This is a genomic window from Propionicimonas sp. (genome assembly GCF_034927565.1).
GTDB lineage: Bacteria > Actinomycetota > Actinomycetes > Propionibacteriales > Propionibacteriaceae > Propionicimonas.
The window spans coordinates 42243-64541 of sequence record NZ_JAYFPT010000049.1 but is presented as its reverse complement, the minus strand read 5'-3'; the positions used below and the strand labels follow the sequence as shown (position 1 = coordinate 64541).

At 70.0% G+C, this 22299-nt stretch carries 16 protein-coding genes; 8 read left to right on the top strand and 8 right to left on the bottom strand.

Going from position 1 to position 22299, the window contains the following annotated elements; genetic code table 11:
* Window positions 1-73: 73 nt before the first annotated feature.
* The 3 genes from VB080_RS10065 to VB080_RS10055 are packed head-to-tail and all read right to left on the bottom strand — an operon-like array spanning window position 74 to window position 3368.
* Window positions 74-874: a YwiC-like family protein gene (locus VB080_RS10065; RefSeq protein ID WP_323418310.1), complete on the bottom strand. Its 801-nt coding sequence runs from the start codon at window positions 872-874 to the stop codon at window positions 74-76.
* 9 nt (window positions 875-883) lie between these two features.
* A complete protein-coding gene (locus VB080_RS10060) occupies window positions 884-1987 on the bottom strand; it encodes a class I SAM-dependent methyltransferase (protein WP_323418309.1) in 1104 nt (367 codons plus the stop codon).
* Window positions 1980-3368 carry a glycoside-pentoside-hexuronide (GPH):cation symporter gene (locus VB080_RS10055; RefSeq protein WP_323418308.1) on the bottom strand — a complete coding sequence of 463 codons (1389 nt, stop codon included), beginning with the start codon at window positions 3366-3368 and terminating at the stop codon, window positions 1980-1982. The genes VB080_RS10060 and VB080_RS10055 overlap by 8 nt, the downstream gene beginning before the upstream one ends.
* A gap of 612 nt (window positions 3369-3980) precedes the next feature.
* Here VB080_RS10055 and VB080_RS10050 point away from each other — a divergent pair.
* Complete coding sequence (locus tag VB080_RS10050) at window positions 3981-5384, top strand: trypsin-like peptidase domain-containing protein (protein ID WP_323418307.1); 1404 nt, start codon at window positions 3981-3983, stop codon at window positions 5382-5384.
* A gap of 194 nt (window positions 5385-5578) precedes the next feature.
* On the opposite strand, the gene VB080_RS10045 is transcribed toward VB080_RS10050, so the two are convergent.
* Window positions 5579-6889 (bottom strand): glycoside hydrolase family 1 protein, encoded by a 1311-nt coding sequence (locus VB080_RS10045; RefSeq protein ID WP_323418306.1) that lies wholly within the window; start codon window positions 6887-6889, stop codon window positions 5579-5581.
* Between the two features lie 281 nt (window positions 6890-7170).
* On the opposite strand from VB080_RS10045, the gene VB080_RS10040 reads away from it, so the two are divergent.
* The 3 genes from VB080_RS10040 to VB080_RS10030 all read left to right on the top strand — a co-directional run bounded on the left by VB080_RS10040 (window position 7171) and on the right by VB080_RS10030 (window position 13745).
* A complete protein-coding gene (locus tag VB080_RS10040) occupies window positions 7171-7905 on the top strand; it encodes a hypothetical protein (RefSeq protein ID WP_323418305.1) in 735 nt (244 codons plus the stop codon).
* A 220-nt stretch (window positions 7906-8125) separates the two neighbouring features.
* The gene (ppdK, locus tag VB080_RS10035) at window positions 8126-10750 is read left to right on the top strand and encodes a pyruvate, phosphate dikinase (RefSeq protein WP_323418304.1); all 2625 of its coding nucleotides are present in this window, start codon (window positions 8126-8128) and stop codon (window positions 10748-10750) included.
* Between the two features lie 457 nt (window positions 10751-11207).
* Window positions 11208-13745: a glycoside hydrolase family 2 protein gene (locus tag VB080_RS10030; protein WP_323418303.1), complete on the top strand. Its 2538-nt coding sequence runs from the start codon at window positions 11208-11210 to the stop codon at window positions 13743-13745.
* A 27-nt stretch (window positions 13746-13772) separates the two neighbouring features.
* On the opposite strand, the gene deoC is transcribed toward VB080_RS10030, so the two are convergent.
* Window positions 13773-14447 carry a deoxyribose-phosphate aldolase gene (gene deoC / locus VB080_RS10025; RefSeq protein WP_323418302.1) on the bottom strand — a complete coding sequence of 225 codons (675 nt, stop codon included), beginning with the start codon at window positions 14445-14447 and terminating at the stop codon, window positions 13773-13775.
* A gap of 173 nt (window positions 14448-14620) precedes the next feature.
* The gene (locus VB080_RS10020) at window positions 14621-15601 is read right to left on the bottom strand and encodes a GlxA family transcriptional regulator (RefSeq protein ID WP_323418301.1); all 981 of its coding nucleotides are present in this window, start codon (window positions 15599-15601) and stop codon (window positions 14621-14623) included.
* A 211-nt stretch (window positions 15602-15812) separates the two neighbouring features.
* Between VB080_RS10020 and VB080_RS10015 the strand changes: the two genes are divergently transcribed.
* The 4 genes from VB080_RS10015 to VB080_RS10000 all read left to right on the top strand — a co-directional run bounded on the left by VB080_RS10015 (window position 15813) and on the right by VB080_RS10000 (window position 18598).
* Complete coding sequence (locus tag VB080_RS10015) at window positions 15813-16046, top strand: hypothetical protein (RefSeq protein WP_323418300.1); 234 nt, start codon at window positions 15813-15815, stop codon at window positions 16044-16046.
* A 401-nt stretch (window positions 16047-16447) separates the two neighbouring features.
* Window positions 16448-16795: a hypothetical protein gene (locus VB080_RS10010; protein ID WP_323418299.1), complete on the top strand. Its 348-nt coding sequence runs from the start codon at window positions 16448-16450 to the stop codon at window positions 16793-16795.
* Window positions 16759-17559: a LuxR C-terminal-related transcriptional regulator gene (locus VB080_RS10005; protein ID WP_323418298.1), complete on the top strand. Its 801-nt coding sequence runs from the start codon at window positions 16759-16761 to the stop codon at window positions 17557-17559. The genes VB080_RS10010 and VB080_RS10005 overlap by 37 nt, the downstream gene beginning before the upstream one ends.
* Before the next feature lie 205 nt (window positions 17560-17764).
* Window positions 17765-18598 (top strand): class I SAM-dependent methyltransferase, encoded by an 834-nt coding sequence (locus VB080_RS10000; protein ID WP_323418297.1) that lies wholly within the window; start codon window positions 17765-17767, stop codon window positions 18596-18598.
* A 116-nt stretch (window positions 18599-18714) separates the two neighbouring features.
* Here VB080_RS10000 and VB080_RS09995 read toward each other — a convergent pair whose 3' ends face one another.
* Together VB080_RS09995 and VB080_RS09990 are read right to left on the bottom strand one after the other, a co-directional pair.
* Window positions 18715-19986, bottom strand: a complete 1272-nt coding sequence (locus tag VB080_RS09995; protein ID WP_323418296.1) for a glycosyltransferase — start codon at window positions 19984-19986, stop codon at window positions 18715-18717.
* Window positions 19987-19996: 10 nt separating this feature from the next.
* Window positions 19997-22282 carry an ArnT family glycosyltransferase gene (locus VB080_RS09990; RefSeq protein ID WP_323418295.1) on the bottom strand — a complete coding sequence of 762 codons (2286 nt, stop codon included), beginning with the start codon at window positions 22280-22282 and terminating at the stop codon, window positions 19997-19999.
* Window positions 22283-22299 lie beyond the last annotated feature (17 nt).

Here is a 22299-nt window from a genome sequence, read left to right as displayed (position 1 = left end):
GTGGATCGTTTCCTGAGAAAAAGGTAAATGCTGCCTGTGGGAAGGTCAAGCTCAACTCACTGGGATGTCGAGTTCACCTTGACAGTCCGGCGAGGGCCAGGCCGAGCGCCGCGACGCTGAGCACCACCTCAACGCTCCCCACCACCCCCGGACGGATCCGCCGCTGGTCGCTGACCATCGGCAGCAGCCAGGCCCGGACGGTGGCGGCCAGGAAGAACGCCGGCCACCAGCGCTCGACCTGGCCCGTGATCGCTCCGGCCGAGGCGACGACCGTCCAGAGTGCATGCCAGGCGATCGAGGCATTGCGCCAGCCCAGCTGTCCGCGCTTGCGGATCATTGCCTTGACGTGGAAGACGGTGCCGCCGAGATAGCCGAACAGCAGGATCGCCCAGCTGGCGGCCGCGGGGAAGGCGGGATCGGTGAGCATGCCGACCGGGTCGGGGAACCGGACGACCAGCACCATTGCCGCTGCGAGGGTGACGGTGAGCAGGCCGCCGGCGAGATGGCGCTCCTCCCGGCGGGCGGCCAGCCACAGCGCGCAGCACAGCGGCAGGGCATAGCCGGCCAGCCACCACCACAGCCCGGGGCCGGCCAGCCAGACGGTCGCCAGCCCGGAGCCCAGCGTGGCCAGCGTGTAGAGCGCCAGCGCCGGCAACCAGCGGCGGCGCCGGGCCGACGGGGACTTCAGCAGACCCGAGGCAGCGTAGAAGGCGCAGTAACCCAGGACCCAGGTGGCGAACAGCGGCACGAGGTGGACCTGAAGGCCACCGGCTTGCCAGACCAGGGCCGTGCCGACGGCGAACGGCAGGACGAGCATCGCCCACACGCCGTGCTGCCGGGGCAGCCAGCCGGTGGTGCGGGTGCGTTCAGCCACCCGTCGAGCCTAGCGAGCCAGAACCGACCGGGTGACCGTGTAGTGCCGGTCGCGGACGACCACCCGGGTGGCGCCCAGTTGGCGGCGCAGGAAGGGGAGGTAGGGCAGGTGGGAGTTGAACACCGTCCAGACCTCGGCGCCGGGTGCGAGCGTGGGTATCGCCGTTGCCAGCAGGTCGAAACCAGGGGAGGAGTCCTTGGTGGTGCCGCGGTGGAAGGGTGGGTTGCAGACCACCAGGTCGACGCTGCCCGCCGGGTGCCCGGCCAGTCCATCGGCGCGCTCGACCTCGATCGCAAGCTGGTTGGCGGCAGCGGTGTCGCGGGTGGAGGCGACGGCCGCCCGGCTGACGTCGACGGCCAGGACGGTGTGGCCGGCTCTGGCCAGGGTGCAGGCCAGGATGCCGGAGCCGCAGCCCAGGTCGACCGCCCTGAGCTGAGAGCGGTTCGACCGGGACGGCTGCGTCGAATCGGGGTTGCTCTCCCGTCCCGGCGCTGCCGGAAGGGTCGGCAGGCTGAGGTGCCGCTCGGCGGGCTCCAGGCCCGCCTCCAGCGCCTCGAGCAGCAGCCGGGTGCCGCCGTCCAGCCGGCCCGCCGCGAACACGCCGGCATGGCTGACCACCGTGAGCGCCGGCTCGTCCAGTTCCGTCCGGCGCGGCCAGGACCGTTCGACGGCCAGCGGTTCCTCGGCGTGCAGCACCCGGGACTTCTGTCGTCCCAGACTGGCCCGGACGGAGCCGAAGCAGCCGGCCAGGACGTCGTTCATGCTCCGGGTGAGGTGTTTCTCACGGCCGCCGGCGAGCACCCGGACGTCGGGCGGAGCCCAGGCGGCGATCCGCTCGGCGTAGTCCTGCAGCATGCCGAGGCTCTTCGGCAGCCGCAGCAGCACCACCTGGGCCGCGGCCAGAGTGGACTGGTCAAGGCAATCCACTCCAGCCAGGGTGAGGGAGCGTTCGTCCCGCAGGTCGTCGCAGGAGGCCAGGACGTCTCGTCCCTCCTGGCGGAGGTGGTTGGCCAGCGCCGGGTCGTCGATCACCAGCAGAGGCCCAGCCACAGCGGAGCGCCCGGTCAGCTGCTGCAGTTCGTCGGCCAGCAACCGGGAGACGGGGTCAGCCATCACTCTGCAACTGCCCCCGCTCCCGCAGGTCGGCGATGATCCGGGCGTGGAACTGCTCGTCGATCCGGTACTTCCAGCGGTAGAGCAGGTAGCTGACCAGGATCAGGACAGCGGGCACGATCAGCATGACCACCTTCATCAGCATCAGCCCGTCCGCGGTCACGTCGGCGGGGGTGTGGGCGCTGGAGATGCCGGCTGCCACGATGGTGACCGCGACGATCTGGGTGGACAGGGCTGCCCCCACCTTGTTGATGAAGGGCTGCAGCGCGAAGGTCACCCCGACATTGCGCCGGCCGAGCTTCCAGTGCCCGTAGTCGATGGTGTCGGTGAGGAAGACCAGCATGAGCATGGTGATGTAGCCCTGCCCGATGAACAGCAGCAGACCGCACGCGCCGATCGCCAGGATCGACATCGGCGCGAAGAAGAAGGCCAGGTATCCCACCAGCAGCAGCACGATCGAGACGGTGAAGATCGGCCGCCGGTTGAACCGCTTGCGCAACATCGGGAAGGTGATGAAGGCGATCAGTTGGGAGAAGATCAGCACGGCGGCGAACGGGGAGTACATCTCCTCGTCCCCGTAGGCGTACTTGAAGAAGTAGGTGCCGAAGGTGGTGGTGGTCAGGTAGCCGGTCATGAAGATGACCATGGCGATCGACGTCCACAGCAACTGGTCGTTCTTGAACACCACGCCGGCCACCTCCCGCAGCGAGGTGTGCTGCTGCTCGGCGGCGAGGTGGGGTTCCTTCACCCCGAACAGGGTGACGAACTGGCCGGCCACCATGATCACGCAGATCACCGCGGTGAACAGCAGCCAGGCTCGCGGCAGGCCGACAGCGGCGCCGAGCGCGTTGGTGACTGGGATCACCGCCACCGCCACCACCAGCAGGCCGATGTTGGCGAAGATCTTGGCCACCGACCCGATCCGCTCGCGCACCTTCTGGTCGACGCTGAGCGCGGGCAGCATCGCCCAGTAGGGGATGTCGTTCATCGTCCAGGACAGCCCCCAGAGCAGGTACACCACGGCGAACACGACGATGAAGGTCTGGTCGTCCAGGCCGAGGTCGGCGAACAACAGGACGGTGAACACCGCCGAGCAGAGCACCCCGACCAGAATCCACGGCTTGTAGTGCCCCCAGCGGGAGTGGGTGTTGTCGACGATCGAGCCCATCACGACGTCCATCACGGCGTCGAACAGCCGGGCGCCGAGCACCAGCCAGCTCACCCACAGCAGCACGGTGTCGCTGACGTCCAGGACTTCGCTGAGGAAGAAGACCATGAACATGCTGACGAGGGTGTAGACCATGTCGCGGCCGATGGTGCCGATGCCGAAGGTCCACTTGTTGCGGCGCTCCAGTGCGTCCGGCGTCGTGGTGGTGGCCATGGTTCAGAAACTAGTGCACCGGGTGGTCCGGGGGACACCGGGCGTCGACTTCGTCCTCGATCGGCGGGCACTCGGGCGCGAGCGGTGGAGCCTGAACGATCCTGAACCGGGTTTGGTACACCATCGTTCAGCGTGAGGTCGCGGGGTCGCAGATCCACAGGTTCTCACAGGAATCGGAAAGCCTGCTCATGGGCTCTGGTCACAGACTGGCTGGTGTTCGAGCGAAATCAGGAGGACGCGATGAGCGACCAGGAGAGTGCCCCGGAGCAGGGTCAACCGCAGGCCGAGGGGACCGACCAGCAACCTCCAGCGCAGCCAGCCGGCGGCTGGCAGCCGACCACACAGCAGACCGGCTGGAGCGGGGCGCCGCAGGCTGGCTGGAGCGGAGCGTCGCAGGCTCCGGCCCCGGACGCGGCCTGGCCGGCGGCAACGAATTCTGTTGCCAATGAGCCCACGCAACCGATGCCGGTGGCACCCTCAGGCTGGCAGGCGTCTGCCCAGGCTGGTGCTACCCCGCAGCCCCCGGCAGGATGGGCGGCTTCCGCCCAGGGCGCCGGAACGCAGCCCGGACAGCCGGGCTCCGGGGGCGCGGGACAGCCGCCGTCCGGCTGGATGCCGCCCCAGGGCGCTGCCGCACCGCAGCCGGTCGGTGCCGCCTCGCTGTCGGGTTCGACCCCGCCGGCACCCGCCGCCTCCGGCTGGCCGCCGCCAGGATCGCAGCCGCCCCCTGGCTACTGGTCGGCGCAGTGGCCGACCCCGCTGGGCTCTCCCTACAGCTACAGCGCCGGTCCGGGCGGGCCGGTCCCGCCCTATCAGCCGGTGCGGCAGACCACCTCGTGGTGGCGCCGTCCGGGGGTCTTCGTCACCGCGCTGGTGCTCGCCTTCCTGCTCGGGATGGGCAGCTTCGCAGCCGGTTCGCAGGTCTGGTCGGCGGTCAGCCTGCAGCCGGGCAGCGGTACCCAGTCCGGCCAACCCTCCGGCTCGGAGGGCAACTCCCCGGTCTTCCCCAGTCAGGACCAGGGACAGTCCGGTGATCAGGGGCAATCCGGTGACCAGGGGCAGGCCGGCAACCAGCAGACCAACCCGTCCGATGTCCAGCCGCGCTCGGCGGTCAAGCCGACCGAGGCCCAGACCAAGGGGGTCGTGCTGATCGAGGCGGCCTCGTCCGGCAGTGTCGGCTACGGCACCGGCATGGTGCTCAGCGCGGACGGCAAGGTGCTCACCAACTACCACGTCGTTGCCGGCTCCGAGCAGGTCAAGGTGACCCTCGCCGACACCGGCGACAGCTACGACGCCACCGTGCTCGGCTTCGACCAGAGCCGGGACGTGGCACTGCTGCAGCTCGCGGACGCCAGCGGCCTGCCGACGGTGACGATCGATGGCGACGCGCTCTCGGTCGGCGACGCGGTGAGCGCCGTGGGCAACGCGAGTGGCGGCGGTGAGTTGGTGCGCGCCGATGGGCAGGTGACCGGCCTGAAACAGGATCTGACGGTCTCGTCGGAGTCCCCCTGGGGCGCCGAGGAAGATCTCAGCGGGCTGATCCAGACCGACGCCAACGCCGTCCCCGGTGATTCCGGTGGCCCGATGTTCGATGCCCAGGCCGAGGTGACCGGCATGACCACCGCTGGGTCGGTGCAGGCCGGTGAGAGCTACGCGGTTCCGATCGCCGACGCGCTGGCAGTGGTGCAGACGATCGAGGCCGGCAAGGATTCCGGCACCGTCCGGGTCGGCCCGGCCGGCTACCTCGGCATCGTGGTGGCGGACTCCGGCAGGTCTCGTGGTTCCAGCGCCCGGGTGGTGACCCAGGTGGTGGACGGCAGCCCCGCCGCCAAGGCCGGTATCACCGAGGGCAGCCAGCTGGTCTCGGTGAACGGCACCAGGATCACCTCCCAGACCAACCTCGCCGACGTGATCCGCGTCCTTGAGCCCGGCCAGAGCATCACCGTGGAGTGGACGACCCCGACCGGCAAGGAGAAGTCGGCTCAGGTGACCCTCGGGTCCAGCCCGATCAACTGATACTGGATCAATCGCTGATCCCACCAGCTTCCGGGGCAGGACAGGCATCCGGTGCGCATCCGCACTCGGGTTCCTGGTCCTCCCCGGATTCTGGCGTGGGGGCGCCCGATCGTGTCGGACCTCGGGACCAGAAACCGTCCCGTGGCGCGCGTGGCGCGCAGGCCCAGGAACCGTCCCCTGGCCCACGAAGGCGATCAGCGGGGGTAGGCCTGGCCGGCCACCCAGCGGGCGTGGGCCTGGGCGGTCACGCCGCCATGGGCGATGACGTCGGCATAGAACCGTCCGGAGTCGCGGACGGTGCGCTGCTGGGTCAGGTAGTCGAGCGCGACCAGGCCGAACCGTGGTTCCTCCCCCTCAGCCCATTCGAAGTTGTCGGTGAAGCACCAGTGGTAGAACCGCTCGATCGGCAGCCCGGAGCCGGCGATCGCCCTGAGGTGGTCGTAGAGGAAACGGGAACGGAACCGGTCGGCGGCATCGGCGGTGCCGTTCTCGGTGATCCAGATCGGGCCGGGGTAGTGCTGATGGGTCCACCGGGCCACCTCCACCAGGCCTTGCGGGTAGATCTCCCAGCCCAGGTCGTTGACGGGGACATGGGAGGCCACCCCGTCCGCCAGGCCCTTCACCGAACTGCGGGTGTAGTAGTTGATCCCCTGGAAGTCGTAGTACCTGCCGGGCTCGACGCCCTTCGGCTGGACGAACGGGGCCAGGAACCGTCCCTGGCTGAATGCTCGGGTGAGGGCGGCCTGGAAGAGGTACCTGCCGCTTGTGGCACTGAGCTGGTGAACCGGGTTCCACCGCTTCTGGGGTGCGAACACCCGCAGGTGATTGGCCACCCCGACCTGTGCCTGTGGGAAGGCGGCGTGGATCGCCTGGTAGGTCTGGACATGGGCGGTCGCCATCACCTGCATCACCGTCAGGGTGCGGCCGAAGGAGTTCGTCACCCCGGGCGGCCACTGTCCGTCCAGCCAGCCCTTGGTGGCATACACATTCGGCTCGTTGATCGTCACCCAGTCGTCGACCAGGTCGCCCAACTCCTCCAGCACCCGGGTGACGTAGCGGGCGAAGGTCGGCAGCGCGGACGGCGACTCCCAGCCGCCGACCCGCTCGAACCACCAGGGATTGTTGAAGTGGTGCAGGGTCACCAGCGGACGGATGCCCGCCTGCCGCAGCCGGGTCAGCTCGTCGCGGTAGTGGGCGACGGCCGCTGTGTCGAACTCGCCCGGCCGGGGTTCCAGCCGCGCCCACTCCAGGCCCATCCGGTAGTGCTTCACCCCGAGTTCGCCGAGCAGGGCGATGTCCTGGCCGACCCGCTCCCAGTGGTCGGCCGCCCGGGCGGGCGTGCTGCCGTCCGCGATCCGTCCGGGCTTGGCCGCCCAGCGGTGCCAGTTGGTGTCGGCGTTGCCGCCCTCGATCTGGGTGGCTGCGGTGGCCACCCCGAGACCGAGGCCGGGCAGCGCGAAACCGGGCTCGGCGAAGCTGGACGGGCGGGACGGGGCGTCGGACATCGGTGGCCTCCTCGGGTCACCCCCACGTCACCATCCGGCGGGGTCGGGTGTCAATGTGGCAGCCGCTCCCGCGAGCGTCGACATGGTCGGGCAGAATCGACAGCGTGACCGATCAGGGTGGACGCAGAACCACGTCAACCACTCACGATGGGCCACACCCCGGCAGCTGAGGCGGGTCGACGCCTGTCCGCCCACAGACGGCATGGAGAGGACCCGCAGGCGGCAGGGAGAGTGCGCACCGGCGACCAGCGTCGTCGCGATCCGGAGGGGAGAACCTGCAGATGGCACAGGGAGAGGAGATGGCCGGCATGATCCAGCTTGAGGTGGTGGACGATCCCCGGTTGCTGGAGGCGATCCACGCCACCATCCTCACCCCGGTCTTCCGACCGGCCGAACTACTCCCGGCCGCACAATTGCGCCAGGCTGTGGCCGCCGGGGCCTGCGAGGTGCTCGTGGTGCCGGGGGTGGACGGCCCGCAGGCGGTGGCGGTCGGCGAGTTCGCCGACGGCGTCGTCCTGCTGGTCTACCTGGCGGTTGCTCCCGGGGTGCGCAGCCGGGGCACCGGCGGGAAGCTGCTGGATGCGGCGGTGGCCCGCTGGCGGGCATGTCCGGGCGTGAAGCTGGTGGTGGCAGAGGTCGACCGGCCGGACTTCCACACCGCCGACGCGGTGCAGGGCGATCCGTCCCGCCGGCTGGAGTTCTATGCCCGGCACGGCGGGCTGGCCTTCGACCTGCCGTACTTCCAGCCGTCGGTGGGCCCGGGCCAGCCGCCGGTGCACGGCATGCTGCTGATCGCGCTGGCCGCCGACCGGGCGGTGCTCTCCGCCGACGGTGGCCGGCTCGTCCGGGTGGGACGGCTGCGCGACCTGCTGGCCGCCGGTCTCGACCAGGCGGGGGAGGCAGACGAGGCCGGTCGCCGGCTGCTCGCCAGCCTGGACGATCCGGACGGGGTGCAACTGCTGCCACTGTCCGGGTACGCCGGGATCGAGCCGTCGGCGCCCCGTCCGACCGCCTGACCTCGCTGCCCGGACGGGACCGAGGTGGCACCCCGAGGTCGTGGAAGTACTACCTGAGGTCGTTGTGACGCGAACGATGTGAAACCTCATGCCGTTAGGCGGTACGGTAAGAGGCGCAAAACGCCAATGGCGTCGGGGTGTTCCGGCCGGCGCCGAAGGGCCGCGTGCGACGGTCTCATGTGGCACTGCCCGGAGCTATCGAAGGAGACTCAACCTCACTATGACCAAGTATGTGTACGACTTCGCCGAGGGCGACGCCTCGATGCGGAACCTGCTCGGCGGCAAGGGTGCCAACCTCGCCGAGATGACCGGGCTGGGCATGCCGGTGCCGAAGGGCTTCACGATCACCACCGAGGCGTGTACCCAGTACTACGCCGACGGCGAGCAGATCAACGACGCCATCCGCGCCGAGACCATGGAGCACGTCGCCACCCTCGAGGCTGCGATGGGCAAGAAGTTCGGCGACGACGAGAACCCGCTGCTGGTCTCCGTCCGCTCCGGCTCCCGCGCCTCGATGCCGGGCATGATGGACACCATCCTCAACCTCGGCATGAACGATGTCGTCGTCGAGACCATCGCCCGCAAGTCCGGCAACCCGCGGTTCGCGTGGGACTCCTACCGCCGCTTCATCCAGATGTACTCCGACGTCGTCATGGAGGTCGGCAAGGCGTACTTCGAGAAGCTCATCGACGAGATGAAGGAAGCCCGCGGCGTCACCCAGGACGTCGAGTTGACCGCCGAGGACCTCAAGGAGCTCGCCGGCCAGTTCAAGGCCGAGTACTTCAGCAAGATCGGCGAGGAGTTCCCGTCCGACCCGATCGACCAGCTGTTCGGCGCCATCAAGGCCGTGTTCCGCTCCTGGGACAACCCGCGTGCGGTCTACTACCGCCGGCTCAACGAGATCCCGTCCGACTGGGGCACCGCGGTCAACGTCCAGTCGATGGTGTTCGGCAACATGGGCGACACCTCCGGTACCGGCGTGGCGTTCTCCCGCAACCCGGCCACCGGTGAGTCCGGTCTGTTCGGTGAGTTCCTGATGAACGCCCAGGGCGAGGACGTCGTGGCCGGCATCCGCACCCCGGAGACCATCGACCAGCTGCGCGACGAGAACCCGGCGGTCTACAACCAGTTCGTCGAGATCGTCGGCCGGCTGGAGGACCACTACCGCGACATGCAGGACATGGAGTTCACCATCGAAGAGGGCAAGCTCTTCATGCTCCAGACCCGCAACGGCAAGCGCACCGCCGCCGCCGCTTTCAAGATCGCCTGCGACCTGGTGGACGAGGGCAAGATCACCCCGAAGGAGGCCGTGCTCTCCATCGACCCCAAGCAGATCGACGCTCTGCTGCACCCGCAGTTCGACACCGCCGAGCTGAAGGCCGCCACCCCGATCGGCAAGGGTCTTCCGGCGTCCCCGGGTGCCGCCTCCGGCCAGGTGGTCTTCACCGCCGAACACGCTGCTGCCGAGGGCAAGCAGGGCAAGAAGGTCGTCCTGGTCCGGCTGGAGACCACCCCCGAGGACATCGAGGGCATGCACTACGCCCAGGGCATCCTGACCGCCCGCGGTGGCATGACCTCGCACGCCGCCGTGGTGGCCCGCGGTATGGGCACCTGCTGCGTCGCCGGCCTCGGTGAGATCAAGTTCGGGGCGGACGAGAAGTCGTTCACTCTGGGTGGCAAGACCTATGGCGAGGGCGACTGGATCTCCCTGGACGGCTCCACCGGTAACGTCTACGGCCAGGCGATCAAGACCGTCCCGGCCGAGATCTCCGGCTACTTCGGCCGCGTCATGGAGTGGGCAGACGAGTTCCGCACCCTGAAGGTCCGCACCAACGCCGACACCCCGCGCGACGCCGCTCAGGCGATCGAGTTCGGGGCCGAGGGCATCGGCCTGTGCCGCACCGAGCACATGTTCTTCGAGACCGACCGGATCGCGGCCATCCGCGAGATGATCGTCTCCGAGACCGTCGAACAGCGGAAGGCCGCGCTGGCCAAGCTGCTGCCGATGCAGCGCGGTGACTTCGAGGGCATCTACACCGCGATGAAGGGCTTCCCGGTCACCATCCGGCTGCTCGACCCGCCGCTGCACGAGTTCCTGCCGACCGAGGAGGACGACATCGTCGCCCTGGCCGCCGAGATGAAGATCTCGGTGGACGACCTGAAGTCGAAGATCGCCTCGCTGCACGAGTTCAACCCGATGATGGGCCATCGTGGCTGCCGCCTCGACGTGACCTACCCGGAGATCGGCGAGATGCAGACCCGCGCCATCATCGAGGCCGCGATCAACGTGCAGAAGGCCCATCCGGAGTGGAAGGTCGTGCCGGAGATCATGATCCCGCTGGTGGGCGAGGTGAAGGAACTGGCGTTCGTCAAGAACATCGTCACCACCACCGCCGATCAGGTCATCGCCGAGGCCGGCGTCGAGCTGGAGTACCTGGTGGGCACCATGATCGAGATCCCGCGGGCGGCGCTGACCGCCGACGAGATCGCCACCGAGGCGCAGTTCTTCTCCTTCGGCACCAACGACCTGACCCAGATGACCTTCGGCTTCAGCCGGGACGACGCTGGCAAGTTCCTGGATGCCTACTACGACAAGAAGATCTACGAGAACGACCCGTTCGCCCGGATCGACGAGAACGGCGTCGGCAAGCTCGTGAAGATGGCTGCCGAGCTCGGCAAGCAGACCCGTCCCGACATCAAGCTCGGCATCTGTGGCGAGCACGGCGGCGACCCGTCCTCGGTCGAGTTCTGCCACCAGGTCGGTCTGAACTACGTGTCCTGCTCGCCGTTCCGCGTGCCGGTTGCCCGGCTCGCCGCGGCGCGGGCAGCTCTGCGTAGCGCCTGACAGCAGCCAGTGGGCCCGGCGGGAGACCGCCGGGCCCACTGCCATGTCGGGGGCCGGACGCGTCCAGACCGGGGCGGTGGGGCCTGGCCGGCATCCCCCGGTTTGGGGCGCCACCCTGCCGCCGTGGGGCCGGTGCGCTGGGAGAACAGCGGCGGGATCGGCTTCTGCTGTGCCTACAGCCAAGATCGAGGACGGGCGGCTACCTGAGCGGTGCCGCCGCGATCCGGCACGTCGTGGACGTGGTCAACCGCCACCGGGCAGGCGCGCTACCGGCTCGATGACCCGCTCACCTACCGCGACCTCGGATCCGGTGGAATCCTCGCCTGGGGCGGGCTGGTCGCCTACCGTGGAAGCCTGTGGTTCGGCCAGGGCTGGAACGCCGAGGAAGGCAGCCGGGAGCTCTTTTCTCCCGGTTCGACCCGCCGGAGCCGGCGCGACGACGAGGAGAGGATGACCGGTGGGCAGGACCCGACTCGAGCTTTCCGGAACCCGCTGGACGCTGCGGGCCATCCCGGGCACCGCGGCCTGGCAGCAGGTGCCGCCGGCCGCCCGCGACCGGCTGGCGGCGGGCATCGCCGCGACCGTCCCGGGCTGTGTCCACACCGACCTGCTGGCGGCCGGGCTGATCGACGACCCGTACCCGGGCACCTCGGAGGCCGACCAGCACTGGGTGGGCGCGCAGACCTGGTGCTACCGCCACGAGTTCGAGCTCGCCCCCGACAGCGACCTGCTGGCCGGGCACTGCGACCTGGTCTGCCTCGGCCTCGACACCGTCGCCGACGTGACGCTCAACGGCACGCCGCTGGGGAGCACGGCCAACATGCACCGGCGCTACGCGTTCGCCGCCGGCGAGGCGTTGCGGCCCGGTGGCAATCTGCTGGAGATCGGCTTCGCCCCCGCGCTGGAGTACATCGCCCGGATGCAGCAGCTGGTCGGCGAGCGGCACCACGTCGAGGCCGATCCCTACAACCTGATCCGCAAGATGGCCTGCAACTTCGGCTGGGACTGGGGACCGCGGTTGATCACCGCCGGGATCTGGAAGCCGCTGGCGCTGGTCGGCTGGCAGCGGGCCCGGCTGGCCGACCTCAGCGTGCTGGCGACCGCCGAGCCGGCGGACGGTGCCTGGCAAGGACGGCTGCGGGTCGCCGCCCGGACGGCGGGCGATGCCGGCGGCGCCCAGCTGACGGTGACGGTGAGCGGGCGGGGTGCGGACGCCACCGTGACGGTGCCCGCCGAACCGGCCCCCGACGGCTGGACCTCGGCCGAACTCGACCTGCCGGTGCAGCCCTGGTGGCCGCACTCCCTCGGCGACCAGCCGCTCTACGAGGTCGAGGTGGTGCTGCACGACGGTGACACCGTCCTGGACCGGGAGAGCCGGCGAACCGGCTTCCGCTCCACCGTCCTGGACACTACCGAGGACGCCGACGGCACAGGTGCCACCTTCGGGCTGGTGATCAACGGGGTCGAGGTGTTCGTCCGGGGCGCGAACTGGATCCCCGACGACGCCTTCGTCACCCGGGTGACCCCGCAGCGCTACCGGGAGCGGATCCAGCAGGCCAGGGACGCCCATGTCGACCTGCTGCGGGTCTGGGGCGGCGGACTCTACGAGACCGACGAGTTCTACGCGGCCTGCGACGAGCTCGGCATGCTGGTCTGGCAGGACTTCGCCCTGGCCTGCTCGCCCTATCCGGAGGAGGAGCCGTTCTGGTCCCAGTTCGAGGCCGAGGCGCGCGACAACGTGGTGCGGCTCTCCGCTCATCCGTCCCTGGTGATCTGGAACGGCAACAACGAGGCGAGCTGGGGCCACCAGGAGTGGGGCTGGGACGAGCTTCCCGGCGGCGACCTCAGCTGGGGCGGCGGCTACTACGACGAGCTGTTCCCGCGGATCGTCGCCGAGCTCGACCCGTCCCGTCCGTACTGGCCGGGCAGCCCGTCGTCCGGTAGCCCGGAACTGCGGGCGAACGACCCCGACCGCGGCACGATCCACGTCTGGGACGTCTGGAACGAGCGCGACTACACCGGCTACGGCGACTATGCGCCGCGTTTCGTCGCGGAGTTCGGATACCAGGGCCCGGCCACTTTTGCGACCTGGGCGCGGACGCTGGCCCCGGCCGACCGCAGCGCCAGCTCGGCGGCCATGCTGGTCCACCAGAAGGCGAAGGACGGGAACCTCAAGCTGCGCAACGGCATCCGGGGGCATCTGCCGGAGCCCGGCGAGGGGGTCGACGACTTCGACGACTGGCTGTTCGCGATGCAGCTGCAGCAGGCCCGGGCGGTCCGGTTCGGCATCGAACGCTGGCGGTCGCTGCGCGGCCGCTGCCGGGGGTCGATCCTGTGGCAGCTGAACGACTGCTGGCCGGTCACCTCCTGGTCGATGCTCGATCTGGGGACCGACGCCACCGGCGCACCGGTCGCCCGCCGCAAGCCGTTGTGGTACGCCGTCCGCTCGGCCTACGCCGACCGGCTGGTCACCCTGCAGCGCAGGGCGGACGGCTGGACGGCGGTCCTGGTCAACGACGGTACCGGCGACTGGCCGGCCGAGGGCGTCCTGGACCTGCGCCGGCTGTCCGGTGAGGTGCTGTGGTCACAGGCGGTCTCCGCGGTGGTGCGGGTGCGCTCGAAGCTCGACATCGCGGTGCGGCTGGATCCGGCGGGGCTGCCGGTCGCCGACCTGGCGCTGGTCGCAACGATCGCCGGTGCCGAGCGAACGGTCGCGCTGCTGACCGAGGACGTCGCGGCGGCCCTGCCCGAGCCGGGCTACCAGGCGTACGCCACGGCGGATGCCGACGGTGCGACGGTCACCGTCCGGGCCACGTCCTTCCTGCGCTCGCTGTGCCTGTTCCCCGACCGGGTGGCGGAGAACGCCGAGGTCGACAGCCTGCTGATCGACCTGTTCCCCGGTGAGACCCACAGCTTCGGTGTCCGGGGACTGGCCGGCGCCGACCCCGACGGGCTGCTGGTGCCGACCGTGCTGCGGTCGGTCAGGCTCGCTTAGCCGGGTCGCCCGGGCGACCTCTCCTGCTCAGTAGTCGCCCTCGGCGGTGACGCCGTCGAGCACCGCCGCCGTCCCGGACAGGCCAAGGCGGGTGGCGCCGGCCTCGATCAGGGCGATCGCGGTCTCGTAGCTGCGGATGCCGCCGGAGGCCTTCACGCCGAGCCGTCCGCCGACCGTCCGGGCCATCAACTCGATGGCGTGGACGCTGGCCCCGCCGGCCGGATGGAAGCCGGTGGAGGTCTTCACGAAGTCGGCGCCGGCCTGTTCGGCGGCCTGACAGGCGAGCACGATCTCGTCGTCGGTCAGCGCGGCGGACTCGATGATCACCTTGAGTACCCCCGGGGCCGGCACGCTCGCCCTCACGGCGGCGATCTCGGCCACCAGAGCCTCCCGGTTGCCGGTCTTCGCCAGCCCGAGGTCGATCACCATGTCCACCTCGTCGGCACCGCGGGCGACCGATTCGGCAGCCTCGGCCGCCTTCGTCGCGGGGGTGTGCTTGCCGGAAGGGAACCCGCACACGGTGGCGATCTTCACGTGGCCGTTCCCGCCGGTGACCGGCAGCATCGACGGTGAGACGCAGATCGACCAGGTGCCCAATTCCTCGGCCTCGGCGAGCAGGGCGGTGACGTCAGCAGGCGTCGCGGTGGGTGCCAGCAGCGTGTGGTCGACGTAGCGGGCGAGTTCGGCGCGGGTGAGCTTCATGGTCCGACGCTACTCCTTGCTTCGCTCGTCCAGAACTTCCTTGCCGCCGGAGCAGGTGAGTGTGGCCACCGGTCCCACCAGTTACCCCAGTGGCGGTGCGGGCCTGGGGCACGGGTGCTGTGGCGCAGTCGCACCGTCCGCTGGTGCTGTGGCGCGCCCCGGTGCCGGGATGATCAGGCCGGCAGCATCTCGCGAGCGCCGAACCGCCGCCGGTACTCGGACGGCGGGAGTCCCACCAGTCGGCGGAAATGGTCGCGCAGCAGCACGGGGGAGGCGAAGCCGACCCGGGCCGCCACCTGCTCGACCGGCAGGTCGCTCTCCTCCAGAAGGTGGCGGGCGGCCAGCACCCGCTGCCGGATCAGCCACTGGTGCGGGGTGGTGCCGGTCTCGGCGGCGAAGCGCCGGGCGAAGGTCCGTTCGCTCATCAACGCCCGGGCGCTGAGCGAGGACACCGTGTGCTCCTGGTCGAGATGCTCCACCACCCAGTCCAGCACGGGTGCCAGCCCGTCCGAGGAGCAGGCCGGGATCGGCAGGTCGACGAACTGCTGCTGGCCGCCGTCCCGTTGCGGCGGTACCACCATGCGGCGCGCGATGGTGGCGGCGACCGCCGTCCCCACTTCCTTGCGCACCAGATAGAGACAGGCGTCGATGCCGGCGGCCGTGCCTGCGCTGGTGATCACCCGGTCATCGTCGACGTACAGGACGGACGGGTCCACCTGCGCGTCCGGATACCAGCGTTGCATCAGGTCGGCGTACATCCAGTGGGTGGTGCAGCGACGTCCGTCTAGCAGGCCGGCGGCACCCAGGACGAACGAGCCGGAGCAGAGACTGAGGATGGTGGCGCCGCCGCGGTAGGCCAGGCGGACGGTGTCGAGCACCTCGGGAGGGTAGTCCTCCCGCCGCCGGATGGGACTGGCGGCGACGATCACCACATCGGTGCCGGCGACGGCGTCCAGGCCGCGGGTGGGGGTGATGGTGAAGTGTTCGACGTTCTTGGCCTGCAGGGGGACGCCGGGCTTGATGCCGCAGACCCGGAAGTCGAACGGCTCCAGTCCGTGGTCGCTGCGGTCGACGCCGAAGACCTCGACCGCGACGCTGAACTCGAACACCGCCACCGGTTCGAGCAGGATCACGCTCACGCTGCGCACCGCCATGACCGCCAGTGTAGTGGCGGAAATCCTTCGAGGGGTGGCGTTCCAGCCGCTTGTGGCGGATATCAGGCCTGGGGAAGGATTTCTGCCAGCGGGACGTCCGGGGTCTCGGCCCAGTCAGCCAGCGGCCCGCCGTGGGCGAGGACGTGGTTCCTCTTTCACAGCAACCTGAAGCGGAGTCGCGGGCAACCGCTCGTGCGAAAGGACGTGGGGCATGACCGGATTCCTGATCGGGGGCGGGACGATTCTGCTGCTGGTGCTCGCCCTCGGCCCCGCTCATCGCCGGGCCACCCTCGACTGGCGCCCCGGTGTGGACCGCCGCCAGGACCGGGACCGCGCACGCCTGCTGGAGGAGTTGCGTACCGCCGCCCCGGACCCGGCGACGGCGACGCCCGACGCGTCGGCCGGTCGGAGTGCGGGAGAAGCGGACGCCACGTCGGCCGCGTGATGCCGTCCCGGATTCGGTGCGGGCGGGCTTGGACGTGATGGCGGGCCGGAGTGCGGCGGGGAGAGTGGTGGATACGTGGGCTGCGTGATGTCGTCCCGGATTCGGTGCGGGCGGCCATCGACGCGCCGGCGGGCCGGAGTGCGGCGGGGAGAGTGGACGCCATCCTGGCCGCCTGATCCCCGGCCCCGGGCCGTGGTCGCGACGTGGTCGCGACGTGGTCGCGCTGGGCGGGCTCGTCGCAGGCGGTTGTCGCGGGAAGGCCCTCCTCAGCCCGGATCCGCCGGCCCGTCGATGCTGGTCGGGCGCCCGTGCCGTCCGCGCGGACGAGGGACGCTGCGTGACCTTGCGTATCCGCGGTGGGCCGGGGTGATGCCGCGCGGGGTGACGGCTACCCTTGTCACATGCCTGTCCGGCGCGTCGTGCCAGCGACCCAGGACGTCCGCTTCACCCGTGCCCCGGACGGAGTGCGGATCGCCTATGCGGTGCACGGCTCCGGGCCTCCGCTGCTGATCTCGACCTGCTGGGTGTCCCAGCTGTTGACCGACTGGGAGAGCCCGGTCTGGCGGCACTTCCTCCGCGACCTGGGCAGGTTCGCCACCGTCGTCCGGTTCGACGAACGCGGCCACGGCCTGTCGGACTGGGCGGCCACGGCCTGTCGGACTGGGAAGTCACCGACTACTCCCACGAGGCGCGGCTGGCGGACCTGGTGGCGGTGGCTGACGACGCCGGCTTCGACAGGTTCGCGCTGATGGCGATGTCCCAGGGCGGGCCGATCGCGGTCGACTACGCGGTGCGCTTTCCGGAACGGGTCACCCGTCTGGTGTTCTACGACAGCTATGCCGTGGGCCAGCGGGACACCTCCCCGGACGCGCTGGCCCTCTCCGAGACCCTCGGTCAGCTGGTACGGGTGGGCTGGGGGCGTCCGGAACCGACCTTCCGGCGGGTGTTCACCTCCCTGATGATTCCGGAGGCCACCGAGGAGCAGATGCGCTGGCTGGACGACCTGCAGAAGGTCGCCGCGTCGGCGGAGACAGTGTTCGTCTCACGCAAGGAGTACAACCGCGCGGACGTGACCGACCTGCTCTCGCAGGTCACCCAACCGACCCTCGTCCTGCATGCGACCGGCGACCAGTCGGTGGAGTTCGAGGAGGGACGTCACCTCGCCTCGGGGATCCCGAACGCCACTCTGGTACCGCTGGACAGCAACAACCACATCCTGCTGGAGGACGAGCCGGCCTGGGCGGTCTTTGTCGCCGAGGTCGAGCGTTTCCTGGCCCCTGACCGTGACCTGGTGACGCCACTGCCCTCCGCCGATCTGTCCGCTCTCTCCGAGCGGGAGCTGGACGTGGTGCGGCTGGTTGCCCAGGGGCTGTCCAATGAGGCGATCGCCGACGCCCTGGTGGTCTCGCTGCGGACGGTCGAGCGCCACTTGCAGAACGTCTACACCAAGCTCGGGCTGCAGGGGCGTTCGGCCCGTGCCGCCGCTGTCGCCCGGTTGCTGGCCCGCGGCTGATCCGGGTCGCCGAGCAGCTTCTCGTCCCGGCCGAATCCGGTACCAAACCGCGAGCCGGGGGAGCATTCCCCTCTGACCGGCAGTTCGAACCGGATTCGGCTGGTCTGACGTGGCGGGTTCCCGCCAGTTTCATGATTGGCCGTTCGGATGAGGTTGGGTGGTGCCGCCGAGGCGTCGCCCCCGTCCGCGCGGCGAGGGTTGAGGCATGACAAACACAGTAACCAACACGCCTCTCGCCCTCGACCCGATCAAGACCAAGCATCGGGCACTGTGGGCTCTGGGCGACTACGACAAGGTGGCGACCGAGGTCGTCGCCCCGCTTGGGGACGTCCTGGTCTCCGCCCTCGACATCGCTCCCGGCCACGACGTCCTCGACGTCGCCGCCGGGTCGGGCAATGCCGCGCTCCCCGCAGCCCAGCGGGGAGCCAGGGTGGTGGCCACCGACCTGACCCCCGAACTGCTGGAGATCGGACGGCGGCGGGCCGAGGCAGCCGGGCTCGACCTGGACTGGCAGCAGGCCGATGCCGAGCACCTCCCCTTTGCCGATCAGACGTTCGACGCGACCATCTCAACCGTCGGTGTGATGTTCGCACCGTTCCACCAGCCGGTGGCCGACGAACTGGTGCGGGTCACCCGGTCCGGGGGGACGATCGGGCTGATCAACTGGACGCCGAAGGGTTTCATCGGGCAGATGTTCGCCACCATGAAGCCGTACGTCGCCGCGCCACCGGCGGGCGCCCAACCGGGTCCGCTGTGGGGGACGGAGGATCACCTCCGAACGCTGTTCGGCGACCGGGTGACCAACCTGGTTGCCACCCGGCAGGTGTTGCGGGTGGAGAGCTTCGCGACCGGCGCTGCGTTCCGTGACTTCTTCAAGGCCTACTACGGTCCGACGATTGCCGCCTACCGTGGCATTGCCGATCAGCCGGAACTGGTCGCACGGCTCGACCAGGACCTGGTCGGCCTGGCCCACCGTTTCGGCGTGGGAGAGTCCGCCTTCGACTGGGAGTATCTCCTGGTCACAGCCACCCGGCGCTGACTCGTTGTGCGGAGTTCCGCCCCAGCGCTGACCCGTTTGTGCGGAGTTCGGACGGGAAACGCGCTCCGGATACCCGGCGGAACTCCGCACAACCGATGGGGTCTGATGTGGCCGGGTCAGGGGGACAGGATGTCCTCGGGGCGTCGCGCGTGAGGACGGACGCTACGGTCCGGCGTCGGTGTGCGGCCCATCAGCAGTCGGAGGATCAGGAACCTGACCAGGGTGGCGGCGGCATTGGCCACCACCAGCACGGCGAGTTCAACCAGCCGCCCGACGCCGGGCCACAGCTGGTGCAGCAGTGCGAGCGAGCCGCTGGTGAGGGCCAGCGCGATACCGAACGCGGCCAGGCCACCGATGTGGTGCTGCAGGACTTTCTCGGTTCCGGACAGGCCGAAGGTCAGCCGGCGATTCGCGGCGGTGTTGGCCACCGCTGTCACCAGCAGCGCCACCAGGTTGGCCGCCTGAGCCGGCATCCCCAGCCGGAGCAGGAGGTACAGCGCCACGTAGGCCAGCGTGCTGCCCACCCCGACCACCGCGAACCGCAGCAGCTGGCCGAGCAGGGTATGGCGTCCCCCGGCCGCCACCGTCGCACTGGCCGGGCGCAGTTCGGCGCGCACCTGGGCGATCGGGATCCGCCCGGTAGCGAACCCGCGGATCAGCCGCCAGATCCCGCGGAGGTCCTCCGCCGCGGTGGCCACAATGTCGACCGTCGAACCGGGGTCGTCGGTCCAGTCGACCGGTACCTCGTGGATCCGCAGCCCGGACCGCTGCGCGAGCACGAGCAGTTCGGTGTCGAAGAACCAGTTGTCGTCCTTCACCAGCGGCAGGAGCTGGTCGGCGACGTCCCGCCGGACGGCCTTGAAACCGCACTGGGCGTCGCTGAAGGACACCCCGAGGCTGAGCTTCAGCAGCAGGTTGTAGCTGCGCGAGATGAACTCCCGCTTCGCTCCCCGCACCACCCGTGCCCCCCGGCCCAGGCGCGAGCCGATCGCCATGTCGGAGTGGCCGGACACCAGTGGGGCGATCAGCGGTAGCAGGGCTTTCAGGTCGGTCGACAGGTCGACGTCCATGTAGGCCACCACGTCCGCCTCGGACGCCAGCCATTCCCGGCGCAGCGCGCGTCCCCGTCCCTTCTGGTCGAGATGGCTGGCGTGGACCTGCGGACGGTGTGCAGCCAGGTGCCGGGCGACCATCCAGGTGTCGTCGGTGGAGGCGTTGTCGGCGATCACGATCCGGTACTCGTAGGGGAAGGTCTCGGCCAGGAAGGTGTCGAGCCGGGTGATGGACGCGGCCAGGTCGGCTGCCTCGTTGTAGACCGGCACCACGATGTCGACGCTGGCCAGCCGGGTCGGACGGTGGGTGGCTGCCGGGCGGGGAAGAGCGCTCATCGTGGTCACCTCAGTTGCCGCTCAGGTCATAGACGGTGGCGTTGCCGACGCTCTGGGCAGTGAAGTTCTCCGCCACCCAGGTGGCGATCTCGCTTGCCACCTGCGAGCCGCCGTTTGCGCGTCCGCCGATCCCGCCGGCGATGAAGTAGTGGATCCGCCCGTCGGCGACGTCCTGCTTGAACTGGTCGAGCGTGGGGGAGGGGTCGGTGCCGTTGAAGCCGCCGAGCGCCATCACGGGCAGTTCGGTGGCCAACTGGTAGCTGGCCGCGTTCTGGGCACCGATGGTTGCAGCCACCCAGGTGTAGGAGCCGGAGTCGGTGGCCAGCAGTTCGGCCAGCTCGGTGCTGACGGTGGAGCCGTTGAGCAGGCCGCCCATTCCTCCGCCGTTGCGGTTCTGGCCGGTGCCGCCCTGTTGGCTGGTGCCGGTGGACGGAGGGTTGCTACCGGACTGGCTGTTGCCACCCGACTGGCTGTTGCCACCCGGCTGGCTGTTGCCGGATTGGGTGTTGCTGCCCGGCTGGGTACTGCCCTGGCGACCGCTACCACCGCCGGGACGGTTCCCGCCGCCGGTTCGTCCGTTCCCGTCCGGGCTGCCGCCGTCGCTTCGGCCGTTTCCGCCAGGCTGGTTCGTGCCCGGCTGCCCGGGTTGGCCCTGGCCGCGGCCGCCACCTCCGCCACCCCGTCCTGAACTGACAGGGCCGGCGGTGACGATCGAACCGGTGTGCGGCGTCGCGGCGGTGTTCAGGGCGTAGGCCGTCGGGCCGACCATACCGGCGGCGAAACCTGCACCCACCAGGACGCTTGCGAGCACCCGCGGCAGCCGGTTGGCGAACAGCAGACCTGCGGCGACGAGCAGCCCCAGTATCAGCGCGACCCAGCCCAGGGCCTGGTACACCCCGCCTGCCCGGGTGGTCAGACTGAGGGCCCAGGCTCCCGTCCCGGCAGCGGTGACGGCGAGCACCGCGCGGGCGGCCGGCAGGCCCCGATTGGCCCACAGCGCCGCAGCGCCCAGCGCCACCGCGCCGCCGATCGCCGGGGCCAGAGCGACCGTGTAGTAGTCGTGGTAGATGCCCTCCATGAGGCTGAAGGTCAGGCCGGTCACCACCAGCCAGCCCAGCCAGATGGTGATCCCACCGGCCAGTGCCTGCCGCGGGGTCTGGGCGCCGGGAACAGTGGCTGGTTGCCGCCGGGCCAGCAGGACGAGCGCGGCGATCGAGAGTACCAATGCTGCAGGGATCAGCCAGGAGATCATTCCGCCGGAGACCCCGTCGAAGAGCCTGGTCAGCCCGACACTGCCCCAGCTCGCGCTGCGACCGTTGCCGCCACCGCCAACCGAGCCGACCTGGTCGCCGGTGATCCGGCCGAGGCCGTTGTAGCTGATGATGAGTTCGAGGATGGAGTTGGTCTGGGAGCCTCCGATGTAGGGACGCAGCGAGGCCGGGGTGAGTTCGACGACGGCGATGTACCAGCCGAAGGAGACGACCATCGTCGCGAACGCGACGAGCAGATCGACGATCTTCTTCTTCCACGATGCGGGGGCGGCGATCGCGTAGGCCACGACCAGGGCGGGCAGTATCAGGAAGGCTTGCAGCATCTTGGTCAGGAAGCCCAGCCCGATGACCACCCCGGCCAGGGCCAGCCAGCCCCGCGATGCCTTCTCGGTGGCTCGCACGGTGAAGTAGGCGGCGAGCACCATGGTGAACACCAGCAGGGCGTCGGGGTTGTTGAACCGGAACATCAGCACCGCCGCGGGGGTTGCGGCGAAGACAGCTGCTCCGGCCAGCGCAGCCCAGTGGGCCTGGCGGGGGCTGAGACCGTGGGTGCTGCCCGCCCCGCCCCAGGCCCGCAGCGTCCGGCGGACGGTTGCATAGACCACGCCGACGCTCGCCACCCCGAGCAGTGCCTCGGGGACGAGGATGCTCCACGAGCTGAGCCCGAAGATCCGCACCGACAGCGCCATCAGCCAGATCGCCGCCGGCGGTTTGTCGACGGTGATCGAGTTGCCGCCGTCCAGTGACCCGAAGAACCAGGCCGTCCAGTTCTGTGATCCCGCCTGGGCGGCCGCCGAGTAGAACGAGTTCGCCCATCCGGAGGCGCTCAGGCCCCACAGGTAGAGCGCGGCCGTGGCCGCCAGCAGACCGGCGAGCGTCCAGCGTTCGAGGTGTCCGGGGTGCCCGGCAGCTCGGACGGAGGCGGTACCGGCTGCCGGCGGGCTCACCGATGGAGCGTCCCCGTCGGGGGCCGCATCGGATGCGAACGGAAGCGGTGGCGGGGACGCCTGCTGGGTCTGGGTCATGCAAAGAGCGTCACCGC